Source organism: Halostagnicola sp. A56 (assembly GCF_000691505.1).
Taxonomy (GTDB): domain Archaea; phylum Halobacteriota; class Halobacteria; order Halobacteriales; family Natrialbaceae; genus Halostagnicola.
Genome location: NZ_JMIP02000014.1, coordinates 353,142 through 364,847, shown reverse-complemented (window position 1 = coordinate 364,847; position 11,706 = coordinate 353,142). Strand labels below are relative to the sequence as shown.

10 protein-coding genes are annotated in these 11,706 nt (G+C 61.8%); 4 read left to right on the top strand and 6 right to left on the bottom strand.

Translation table 11 applies throughout. The features are described from left to right. Nucleotides 1-41: 41 nt before the first annotated feature. Nucleotides 42-905, bottom strand: a complete 864-nt coding sequence (locus EL22_RS03660; RefSeq protein WP_050050203.1) for an SDR family oxidoreductase — start codon at nt 903-905, stop codon at nt 42-44. Between the two features lie 115 nt (nt 906-1,020). Then, nucleotides 1,021-1,632 carry a VOC family protein gene (locus tag EL22_RS03655; RefSeq protein WP_050050202.1) on the bottom strand — a complete coding sequence of 204 codons (612 nt, stop codon included), beginning with the start codon at nt 1,630-1,632 and terminating at the stop codon, nt 1,021-1,023. A gap of 251 nt (nt 1,633-1,883) precedes the next feature. On the opposite strand from EL22_RS03655, the gene EL22_RS03650 reads away from it, so the two are divergent. After that, nucleotides 1,884-3,038 carry a thiamine pyrophosphate-dependent dehydrogenase E1 component subunit alpha gene (locus EL22_RS03650; protein WP_050050201.1) on the top strand — a complete coding sequence of 385 codons (1,155 nt, stop codon included), beginning with the start codon at nt 1,884-1,886 and terminating at the stop codon, nt 3,036-3,038. Nucleotides 3,039-3,049: 11 nt separating this feature from the next. Here the strand turns inward: EL22_RS03650 and EL22_RS03645 are convergent, their stop codons facing one another. Beyond that, nucleotides 3,050-3,610: a hypothetical protein gene (locus EL22_RS03645; protein WP_050050200.1), complete on the bottom strand. Its 561-nt coding sequence runs from the start codon at nt 3,608-3,610 to the stop codon at nt 3,050-3,052. Between the two features lie 126 nt (nt 3,611-3,736). Continuing rightward, entirely contained in the window at nt 3,737-4,411 is a 675-nt protein-coding gene (locus EL22_RS03640) for an alkaline phosphatase family protein (protein WP_050050199.1), read from the bottom strand. 170 nt (nt 4,412-4,581) lie between these two features. Between EL22_RS03640 and EL22_RS03635 the strand changes: the two genes are divergently transcribed. Further along, complete coding sequence (locus EL22_RS03635) at nt 4,582-5,511, top strand: polysaccharide deacetylase family protein (RefSeq protein WP_050050198.1); 930 nt, start codon at nt 4,582-4,584, stop codon at nt 5,509-5,511. 35 nt (nt 5,512-5,546) lie between these two features. Here the strand turns inward: EL22_RS03635 and EL22_RS17865 are convergent, their stop codons facing one another. Then, nucleotides 5,547-6,212 carry a glycosyltransferase gene (locus tag EL22_RS17865; protein ID WP_197075839.1) on the bottom strand — a complete coding sequence of 222 codons (666 nt, stop codon included), beginning with the start codon at nt 6,210-6,212 and terminating at the stop codon, nt 5,547-5,549. Between the two features lie 693 nt (nt 6,213-6,905). On the opposite strand from EL22_RS17865, the gene EL22_RS03625 reads away from it, so the two are divergent. Beyond that, nucleotides 6,906-8,975, top strand: a complete 2,070-nt coding sequence (locus tag EL22_RS03625; RefSeq protein WP_050050196.1) for a hypothetical protein — start codon at nt 6,906-6,908, stop codon at nt 8,973-8,975. 63 nt (nt 8,976-9,038) lie between these two features. Here EL22_RS03625 and EL22_RS03620 read toward each other — a convergent pair whose 3' ends face one another. Beyond that, nucleotides 9,039-10,175, bottom strand: coding sequence for an ABC transporter ATP-binding protein (locus tag EL22_RS03620; protein ID WP_050050195.1), 1,137 nt, complete (start codon nt 10,173-10,175; stop codon nt 9,039-9,041). Nucleotides 10,176-10,476: 301 nt separating this feature from the next. Here EL22_RS03620 and EL22_RS03615 point away from each other — a divergent pair, with 301 nt between their 5' ends. Further along, nucleotides 10,477-11,688, top strand: a complete 1,212-nt coding sequence (locus EL22_RS03615; protein WP_197075838.1) for an extracellular solute-binding protein — start codon at nt 10,477-10,479, stop codon at nt 11,686-11,688. The last annotated feature ends 18 nt before the right edge of the window (nt 11,689-11,706 follow it).

Below are 11,706 nucleotides of genomic sequence, written 5' to 3'. Positions count from 1 at the left end.
TGTGAATCATCACCCGGTCGAGGAGTCCGTGACTCGCGTGGTCACGCCGGACGATTGAACTCGGGATCGAACATCTGGGCGGACATCGGCGCTGGGTCGCCCTCGGTGAGGTTGTACTCTGCGAAGTCCTCGAGGCCCGCCTCTCGAAGCAACTCCTCGTCGTAGACGGCGTTGCCGGTGTACTCGGCGGGATCTCGAGCGAGGATCTCGAGGACGGTGTCGGCGACGATGTCGGGCGTCCGCCAGTCGTCTTCGGTGCCGAGTCCGAAGTATCGCGTCGCTCGAGTGTCGATCGCGGTGACCGGCCAAAAGGCGTTACAGCCAACGTCGTGGTTCCCGAGTTCGCTCGCCAGCGAGAGCGTGAGGAAGGTCATGCCGAGTTTCGACCAGGCGTAGGGTGCCTCGCCCGGCGCTCGGTCCACCGTAACGGGCGGCGCGTTGGTCAACAGCCACGAGTCCTCGACCTCCTTCAGATGATCGAGGAAGGCTCGAGACGTGAGGTGGGTCCCGCGGACGTTCACGTCGGTCAGCAGGTCGAAGCGGTTCGCGGGGAGGTCTTCGACGTTCGCGATCTGGATCGCGCTGGCGTTGTTGATGACGATGTTGACCTCGCCGAACTCGTCGATGGCGCGCTCGGCGGCGGCCTCGACCTCGCGTTCCTCGCGGACGTTCACCTGAATCGGCATGGCGTCGACGCCCAGATCTCGAGCCTCGCGGGCGGTTTGCTCGATGGTCCCCTCGAGGTCGCGGTCGTTCGTGTCGTCGTCTGCCTCGCTCGTCTTGCCGGTCGAGACGACGTTACACCCCTGCTCGGCGAGCGCGAGCGCGATCGCCTTGCCGATTCCGCGCGTCGTTCCCGTGATAAACGCCGTCTGTCCCGATAGGTCGGGTTTCTCGAGTGCCATAGCCGACTATTCGGCCCCGCGGCAATAAAACTTCAACCCCGTGGATAATTGTCTCCTCGCGGGCGGTGCTTCCGAACCGACCAAGGTGAGCGGCGCTGCGTGCCAAGACGCGGGCTCAGATCCCCGCGCCCGTCGGCGCGTCCGGCAGGTCCGCGGGCTCGGCGTCGAGGCCCAGTTCCTCGAGCGCGGCGGCGAGATGCCTGTCTTCGGCGAACTCCGAGCCGTCTTCCTCGCGGATTCGCTGGGTCGTCGCGAGCACCTCGCCGCGGCGGTCGTCCGGGATCTCGTACTTGTCCGCCGAGAGTTCGATGGTGAGGCCGTTGTGATCGCGGGTATACAGCGAGTGGAAGATGCCCCGATCGAACTCGTTGTAGCCGTATCGGGACTCCTCTAGGGCGTCGCGGATCTCGACGAACTCCTCGGCGTCGATCGAAAACGAGAGGTGATGAACCGAGCCGACCTGATTGCGCAGCGGGCGGTGGTCCGACTGGCGGTCGTCGGTCACGAAGAAGGTGATGATCCGGCCGTCGCCCGTATCGAAAAAGAGGTGCGTGGAGTTCGGATCGTCGAGGTTCGGCTGTCTGAGCACAAGCGGCATACCCAGCAGGTCCCGGTAGTACTCGATGGTGTCCTCCTCGTTGCTGCCGATGAGCGTGATGTGGTCGGTGCCGGTGACGCTTATCGGGCTGTCCGGCGGCGTCGCGGTGATTTCTGGTTCGTCGGTCATTGTTCAGTTCGGCCTAGGGCTGCCATCCGTATACCTGTGGCCCAAACGGCAGTCCGGGCCAGCGCGTTCGAGCCCAGCGCGTTCGGGACGATGCGTTCTGGCCAGCGCGTTCAAACCGATGCGTTCTGGCCACCGTCTTCAGATCCGACGCCTTCCGGCCCAGCGCGTTCGAGCGAACCTGTTCGAGACGGCGACGGTCACGCTCGTGCACTCGATTTTAAGGTGATCGCCTCCCTCCGTGGGAGTATCCGATGTCACGCGACGTACTCGACCGGGCTCCCGACGACCGCGTGCAGATCCTCGATCCGATGGGCGAGGTCGTCGCCCCCGACCTCCTGCCGGACATAGAGGAGTCGACGCTGCACGCGATGTACCGGGACATGAAGTTCTGCCGGCGGTTCGACGAGCGGATGATCAGCCTCCAGCGCCAGGGTCGACTCGGGACCTACGCCTCGCTCGCGGGTCAGGAGGGCTCCCAGATCGGATCGACGTACGCGCTCTCGGACGAAGACATGCTCTCCTTTCAGTACCGCGAGCACGGGGCGGTCGTCTCGAGAGACCTCCCCTGGGAGTACCTGCTGTACTGGATGGGCAACGAGGACGGCAACGCCGCGCTGGCGGACGTGAACGTCTTCCCGCTGAACATCTCGATCGCCGGGCACATCCCCCACGCGGTCGGCTGGTCGTGGGCGGCCAAACTCCGGGGCGACGAGCGCGTCGGCGTCGTCCACTTCGGCGACGGGTCGACGTCCGAGGGCGACTTCCACGAGGCGATGAACTTCGCAGGGGTCTTCGACACCCCGACGGTCTTTTTCTGTAACAACAACCAGTGGGCGATCTCGGTCCCCCGCGAGCGCCAGACCGCGAGCGCCACTATCGCCCAGAAGGCAGACGCCTACGGATTCGACGGCGTGCAGGTCGACGGGATGGACCCGCTCGCGACCTACGTCGTCACGAAGGCCGCTCGAGAGAAAGCGCTCGACTCGCCCGACGAAGCGTCCGGGGATGGCGACGCCGCAGATTCGGCGGCGAGCGATCGGTTGCGACCCACACTGATCGAGGCGGTCCAGTACCGCTTCGGGGCCCACACTACTGCCGACGACCCGAGCGTTTACCGGGACGACGAGGAGGTCAAAGAGTGGCGCGAGCGCGACCCCATCGACCGGTTCGAACTCTACCTCCGGAATCGGGGTCTCATCGACAACGGCCACATCGAAGCCGTCGAGTCGGAGATCGAAGCGACCCTCGAGGACCTGCTCGAGCGGGCCTCGGAGTACGAACCCGATCCGCGGGAGCTGTTCGAGTATACCTACGCGGAGCCGACGGAGCGACTCGAGGACCAACGGGCCCATCTCGAGTCGCTGCGCTCGACCCACGGCGACGACGCGTTGCTCGAGGACGAGTAGGGGTCGGCGGGCTACTCGCCGCCGCCGGTTCGCTCGGATTCGACACCGGTGGTTCGTTCGAGTCGGTCGTTAGCGGTTCGGTCTGTTTCGTCGTCGGTTCGTTCAGGCTGCTCGTCAGCGGACCGTTCGAGTCGGTCGTCACCTGCTCGCTCGCGATTTTCGGCGGCTTCGTCGTGCTCGCTCCAGCGCTGGTAGGCGACCGGATCGGGGCCACAGACGGTGGTGACGCCACCCCCGCGCTCGACAAGCATCGGCACGTCGGTATCGAATCGGTCGCTCGAGGAGGGGATATTCTCGTTCGAGGCTCGCTCGTCCGGTGGCTCGGGACTCTCCGAGTCCGGGTCGCGGAGGAGTTGCTTCGCCAACCGGGCTTCCGCCCGGATCTCGCGGACGTGTCGTCTCACCGCGCGGGCGCGCTCGCCCTCGAGGCTCGCGAGCAGGCGTTCGGCCTGCGCGTCGATTCGCTCGAGGCGGTCGCGGATGGTCGATGAAGTGCCTCGAGTGTCCGCAATTTCGTTCGATGCGTTAGGTCTGTCGGGGCTTTCAAGTCCCGATGAGTCGTCGTCGTACATGGCTTCCGTACTACCTTACGGGAGCTACCATGGATCGGTGGCCAAACACCGATCCACTTCTCGAGCGATTATCTCGGCTCGAGTCCAAACTGTAGCTTCCGCATCACTACCTCCGTGCTATCTCACTTAATATCTTTGCATATGCGAACATTTAGATTTGCAAATACTCATCTCAAAGATTCTGAATGCGCATATACGTGTGTTTTCGTTCGCATGAGAGGGTTCTAAGGAGACACCGTGTTCTTCAGCCAGGTCTTTCCCGACAGTAAACCGCGAATCGATGAGATCGAGAATCTCCTCGATCGCCTCATCTCTATTCACGGAGAGTCGATTACGTTTCGTGACCGAATAGTCGTAGTCCGCTTCCAGTTTGTCTTCGAGCGATTGCGGGTGGGTGTAGCCGGTATCAGGGCTGTCGGGTGCACCGGAGACAAGAAATCCGTTGACCGGTCTCGGCGGGTGGGTCGTCGGAACGCCGAGAACCCCCACGGGCTTGCTCTCACCGATAAGTTCCCAGTACTCGGTGTGGGCGTTCTTCCGGTCGGTCGGGTAGTGAACGCGCTCGTTCTCGACATCGACGTTCTCCCACCAGAAGATGCCCAGTTTCCCCGGATTTTTCCCGGTTGCGTACGCTTTCCAGTTCGGGGACGTGACCGGCGGGAGAACGGAGTGAAGATCCGAGGACACTCCTGACTCGATAGCCATCTGGATGTTCGGAAGTTTCCCGTCGTCGATCCAGGGTTGGATGAGCTCGAAGTGTGCACCATCGAGGCCGAGAACGACCGTCTGCGGAGTGGTCATCACTCGTCACTTTCGACACGGGCCTAAATAGCGTTGTGTTAGCGATTCCATCTTTCAAAGTTCGATATCGATATCTCTTCGCGTCACCTGTCATAGACAGTGAGAATATAGAAACATAATTATTTATCGACAATCAACGGTTATCCGTGTCTGCTACGGTTACATTTAGTATGGAACTCGAACTCGGGTGGGGACTCGTTCACTACGGGAAGCTAGACGCTCTGAGTTCGGACCGCAAGAAAGAAACTCAGGCTCTCGAACGCCTGCTCGATCTCTGTGACGAACTCGAGATCCCGATCACGTTCAACGTCGTCGGTCACCTTCTACGAGACGAACCGCTCGCCAACTATGATGGCGGTCACGAACCAGGCTGGTTCGACCCGATCCCGAAGACAGGACCCGAAGAGGATCCCGAATTTTACGCACCGGATCTGATCGATCGAATCGAATCGGCCGACATCGATCACGAGATCTGCACGCACACCTTTTCACACGTCGAATGCGCGGATGTGTCACACGAGACGTTACGCTGGGAGTTCGATACCGTGTTCGATACGCATGAAACGTACGGGCTGGAGCGTCCCGTTTCGATCGTTCCACCACGTCATAGCCCACCGCCGCGAGATATTTTGCAGGAGTACGGGATCGAAATTGTTCGATCACCTCGGTCGCGAGGGCCAAATACGTCCGAGGCATCGAATCGCTTCCAGCTCGCCATAGATATCCTCACTGGATCACAACCGATTACTCCCCCAAGATTAGTCGAGGAGACCGTTGAAACGTACGGCACGCGATACCCCTCACTCACGGCACCGTTTCTTCGAGCCGGCCAGCAAGAGCCTCATACTGTATTCAAGTCGATCCCGGTTGCTGTTCGCCAGTGGCTGCACCGGCGAAACTTGAACGAAACGCTATCGACAGCGATAGAACGTGATTCGTACGCACACTTCTGGTCTCATCTTTGGGAGACCGCCAACGGCGACCAGTGGCCACAGATAGAGGGTTTTCTCGACAATGTTGCGAGAGTTCGAGACGAGAGCGGCGTTACAATTAGGACCATGAGTGAGCTAAATCGAACTGTTCGCTCTACTGCCGACTGATCCCCAACTGGCCAAACCTACTTATTCGAGCGTCTTCACCGTTCCACTGTCGAAATCAAGTGTGATCGAACATCCTGTGTAAAACGATCCACGGAGAACCGATTGAGTGTCTCCTCGTCGATCCCGTCGTTGGTCTCGAGATCGATCGTTGGCAGGACGTTTTCGAACGTCGAGAGCTCGGCTGTCGTGAGAAGCGGGTGGTCGATCGTCGGCAGGACGCCGACCGGCGTCGCGAGGACCGGCGTGTTGAGCGAAAGGGCTTCGAAGACGACGGCCCCGTACGACTCCGTTTTCGACGAGAGGAGAAGGAGATCGGACTCGTAGATTACGCGAAGTGTCTCTTTGTGAGGAAGACGCCCAGCTATTTGGACTCGGTCACAAACACCGACTTCCTGCATTGCAGCTTCGACGCGTGACTGGTGAGGTCCATCTCCGACAATGGTTAGCGAATACTTCGATGGGAGGCTATCGACCAATTCAATAACGCTAGTAGGATCTTTGATCTCGACGAGCCGGCCGACAAATACCAACTCGATGTCTCCCTTCCTCGACAGAGGTGATTCTCGACCCAGCTCAGATTCTACCGCCGTATGGACCGCAGTCGAGTCGACAATACCATCCACTCGGTTCACTTCCGCATTCGATAGTCTATAGAGGAGTGCTGAGACTGCTGGGGTTTGACAAAGTGCTATATCACCCATGAAGAAGCAAAAATTAAGTCGCTCTATAATGACGAGCGGGTCCGTAATCGAAGCGTTCGGTCGAATGCTCGGTGAGTACCCGACGAACGAAACGTGAGCGAGTCGAAACACGGCACTCACCAGTGCGGCAGGGAAATGAAAGAGATGGTTCGTCGAGTAGATGACGTCGAAATCACGTTGTCGACCAAAGTAGAATAAATAAGGTACGAGTGCGATCGTAAACAGCACCCGCCAGAAGAGTCCAAGCGGTGAGTTGGGGTGCGTGTCCGGTCCGTGACTTCGAAACGGTCGACGAATTTCGACGCCTTTGATATGTTCAACCGACGGCGTGTCGTCGTTTCTGGGAGTGATGACGGTAACGGACTCACCACACTCCGAAAGGTGTTTGGCGACGTTCCAGTCGATGAACGCGCCACCAGATTCTTTCGGGTAAAAGTCCTCAGCTAATATTAACACATTGAGCGTCTTTCCTTCAATTGAATCAGTCATTTATACCCCAACGCTTCCAGTCGCTCATTAATTTCTCCAGACTGTTCGTCTAGGTCGTCTCGATGCTGCTGCGTCGATGCGTATCCTTGGAGTTGCCGTCCACCACTGTCGCACTCGCGGCTATCGAACCACTATCGCCGTGGAGAAAAGTGAGAATAAATTTTACAACAAACTTTAATTCGTGCGGACCGTACCGGCGAGACGATGACAGTACACACCGCCCTGAACGACTTCAAGCGCGTTCGGGGGAGCGATCGCCTGTTCGCCGGCGAGCGTCGGTCGACGACGGGGTTGTTCACCGGCCTCGAGGATCGCCTCGTTCACGTCTCGCCCGACGGTTCGATCGGCGACTACTCCTATCCGCTTTCGGGACTGGTCGGCGTCGATCGATCGCGCTTCGGCGTCGAGATCGACGGGACCGTCCGCTGGTTCGACGACGGCGACCAGCGCTACGTCGAGGGGACCGCGGCGGTCGAAACGGTCCACCGCGTCGCCGGGCGACGACTTGTACAGTACGATCTCTCGATTGGCCGACTCCACCTCACTCACTTCGTGCTCGAGGACGGGATCGACGAGACCGAACGCGACTCTCGGAACCGATCGGACCCGCCGTCGGACTCCGGCTCCGACGCCGGAACGCCGACGATACAGGCCTGTCTCGGGTTCGCACCCGAGGGACGGACCGGACGGGTCGGGCAGCTTCGCCACGACGGGGCCGTCGAAGTTCACCACGACAGCGAACGGGACCTGCTCGCCGCGTCGACCGATTTCGAGGTGACGAGCCAGATGCCGGAGACGTTCGACGAACTGCTCGAGACGGAGCCGACAGCGCTTCCCCGCAGTTCGGACGACGGCCGCTACGAGGACGGCCGTCTCAGTCCGATAATCTTGGCGTCGGTCGAACTCGAGGGGGCGACCCCACGCGCGACGCTCGCGACGCTGTTAAGCGACGCCGAAGCGTGCGACCGCGCCGACGCGCTCGATCGGGTTCGGGCGGGTGCGCTCGATCACCCGACCCGCGACTCGCTGCTCGAGGCCGGTCGAACCCAGGCGCAGCGGCTGGGACTCGATCGCCTTCGTCGATCCGAGACCGCCCCGACGGGTGCGTTCGAAGACCTCCGAGCCCTCCAGCTGTTGTGCGCTTCAGGCGGCTCTCGAATCGCGGGTCCCGAGTTCGACCCGTACTACCGCTACTCGGGCGGCTACGGCTACACGTGGTTCCGGGACGACGCCGAAATCTCTCGGTTCCTGCTCGCGGCCGACCGCCGGGCCGGACTCGGCCTCGAGGACTGGCACGAGGCCAGCGCCCGGTTTTACACCGACACCCAGCGGTCGGACGGGACCTGGCCCCACCGGGTGTGGCCCCATAGCGGTCGCCTCGCCCCAGGCTGGGCGAACGGCCGACTCGAGCGCGGGTCCGGGGCCTCGGAGTATCAGGCCGACCAGACCGCGAGCGTCGTGACCTACCTCGCGACCTACCTCCGGGTCGTCGACTCGTCCGCCGAGCACGTCCGCGAGTCCCTGCTCGCGGCCAAAGACGGACTCGACGCCTCCTTCGAGGACGACGGGCTGCCGACCCGCGTCCAGAACGCCTGGGAGAACATGACCGGGCGCTTTACCCACACCGCGGCGACGTTTCTCGAGGCCTACGCGGCTCTGGCTCGTGCGCCCCTCCCCGAGCGCGTCAGCGACGACGCCGCCGAGCGCGCCCGCGCGGTCTACGACGCGCTCGAGACGCTCTGGGTGCCCGAACGGGGAATCTACGCGCTCCGACTCGACGGCGATCTACTCGACGATCGGCTGGACGGCAGCACGTTCGCGCTCGCCTCGGCCCACGCCGAGTACGACCGACTCGAGGGCTGCGGCGTCGACGACGACCGACTCGACCGGCTGGTCTCCCACCACGAAACGACGATCGACGGGCTCGCGCGCGACCCCGACGGCCCGGTCGCGGGGCTCGCCCGGTTCGAGGGCGATCCCTGGCGGGTTCGCGAGCAGGACGAGCCGAAAATCTGGACCGTGACGACCGCGTGGGGTGCCCACGCGGCGGTTGAACTCGAGTCGCTGCTCTCGGATCGTGACCACGCCGCGGCTGCAAACTTCGGCGACCGAGCGGCGGCCCTCCTCGAAGCGGTGGGTCCCGACGGCTCGCTCCGGCGGTCTGGCGGCTACCTCCCCGAACAGGTGTTTGACGACGGGACGGCCGACAGCGCGACGCCGCTTGGCTGGCCCCACGCCTTACGACTCGCGACCGCAACGGCGCTCGAGGAATAGGAGAGACGAAGAGGTTTCTCGAGCGGACTGTGTTGTCGATTCTCGAGTACGACGCTCGACGGTTCAGGAGGTCGTCATCGTCGGCGGCTCTTCGGACGGGGTGAGAACGTCACGACCGGTATCGGGGTCGAAGAGGTGGATGTCGGATTCGTCGAACGTCAGCGTCACGTTGTCGCCCGGCCGTGGTTCGATCGCTGGACTGACGCGGGCGATGAACTCGTCTCCGAGATCGAGGTGCAGGTAGTTGTCGGAGCCAACCGGTTCGACGACCGAGACGCGACCGGTGATCGAATTCCGTGCGTCGTCGACGAACTCGACGCTCTCCGGCCTGATGCCGAGCGTGTACCGATCCGCCTCGAGCGATCCGGCGTGTCGATCCACGTAGGCTCCGGAGAGTTCGAAGTCGAACTCCGCTTCGACCCCGGTCAGGCGGAGGGTATCTCCGCTGTCGTCGACGTCGACCTTGAGGAAGTTCATCGACGGCGAGCCGATGAACCCGCCGACGAACTCGTTGGTCGGGTTCTCGTAGACGCGGGTCGGTTTGCCCACTTGCTGTAACTCGCCGCCGTCGAGGATGACGATCCGATCGCCCATCGTCATGGCCTCGTGCTGGTCGTGGGTGACGTATACTGCCGTGATGCCCAGTTCGTTCTGGAGGCGCTGGATCTCCGCACGCATCGAAGTCCGGAGTTTCGCGTCGAGGTTCGAGAGCGGTTCGTCGAAGAGGAATACGTCTGGTTCGCGAACGATCGCCCGCCCGAGCGCGACGCGTTGTTTCTGTCCGCCCGAGAGCTGATCCGGTTTGTCCTTGAGCAATCCCTCGATGTCCATCATCTCGGCCGTCTCGGTCACCCGCCGCTCGCGTTCGTCCGCGCTCATGTCGGTGCTCATTCGAAGCCCGAACGCCATGTTCTCGAAGACGGTTTTGTGCGGATAGAGCGCGTAGTTCTGGAACACCATCGCGACGTCGCGATTCTTCGCATGGACGTCCGTGACGTCCTCGCCGCCGATGGAGATCGTCCCCGACGTGGGCTCTTCGAGCCCGGCTAACATCCGGAGCGTCGTCGTTTTCCCACAACCCGACGGTCCGACGACGGTGACGAACTCGCCGTCTTCGATCTCGAGGTTCAGATCGTCGACGGCGACGACCGTTCCGACGTCGTACTCCTTTCGGAGTGATTCGACCCTGACGTGTGCCATTTGCTCACTCGTTCGTCGAGGGGCCGTAAAACCCTTTCCCAAAAATCCAAATTAAGGAAGTAAGATTACAACATGTTTGATAGCAGGCCCGAGTAAAAACCGTACTAGCCCCGCAATTTGTTACCCCTCTCGCCACACTCCCCCTTGTACATCCGATACAGATGACTTCTCCCGCGTTCGAATAACGCCCAGAGAGCGTTCGGTACTGTGTACTGTGTGAATCCCCGCGAGCATCGTGACACGTCCCATCCCAAACACTAAATATATGAAGACATAATACATCATTGATTCCACCATGTCAATGGAACGCAGACAGTTGCTCACGGGGATCGGCGGGCTGGCAGCGACGAGCGCTGCCGGCTGTCTGGATCGAATCACGGGGGCACGGCAGGGGACGACCGCCTGGTACGATTTCACCGATGCACAGGAGCGCGCGTTCGAACGCGCACTCGAGGAGTTCAACGATGGGCGCGACGATCCGCTCAACGCGGAAGCGCCCGCCGAGATGGAAAAAGAACTCGAGACGGCGCTTCCAGCCGAACAGGGGCCGGAGACGTTCAACTGGGCCCACGACTGGATTGGCCGGTACCACGAACAGGAGTTCGTCTACGACGCATCCGACGACCTCGAGATCGACCTCGAGGAAACCTACACCGAGAACGCACTCGAGGCGGTTCAGTGGGAGGGCGCAGTGTACGGGCTCCCGTTTGCGATCGAGACGGTGTCGCTGATGTACAATCCTGAGTACGTCGACGAACCGCCGGAAACCCTCTCGGATATGGTCGCGATCATGGAGGAACACCACGATCCGGAAAACAACCGGTACGGGCTCTCGATGCCGGCGGTCGACCCGTACTTCCCGAGCGCATGGCTGCAGGCGTTCGGCGGTTCGCTCTTCGACACGGAGTCCGAGGAACTCCGCATCGAAGACGACGCGTTCGTCGAGGGCGTCGAACTCCTCGAGGAGTCGATCTGGCCGTACGTACCCGACGACCCCGGCTACGACAGCCAGATTCCGGTCTTCTCCGACGGAAACGCGCCGTTCGCGATCAACGGCCCCTGGGAACTCGAAGGGTTCCGCGAGGCTGGCGTCGACGCGCAGGTCGCGCCGCTTCCGGACGTCGAGGGCGGGAGCCCGACGCCGTTTACCGGCGTGAAGGTCTGGTACTTTACGTCCCAGCTCGAGTCGGCCGACGAGACCGCACTCGAGACGACCATCGAGTGGGCCGAGTGGTACACGACCAACGAGCAGGCGATCATCGACAACGCCGAGATTCAGGGCCTGATCCCCGTCCACCAGGACTACGCCGGCAACGAGGACGCCGACCTGGGCGAGGACGTCCAGACCTTCGCCGAAACGGTCGAGATGGGGACGCCGCTGCCGACCCATCCGAAGGTCGACCAGATCTGGGATCCACTCGAGTCGGGCCTCGAGCGCGTCTTCAACGGCGACGAAAGCGCAGCACAGGCGATGGAATCGACCGCACAGAACATCCGCGACCGCTGGGAGTAACGCGGGTGACCGAGCACA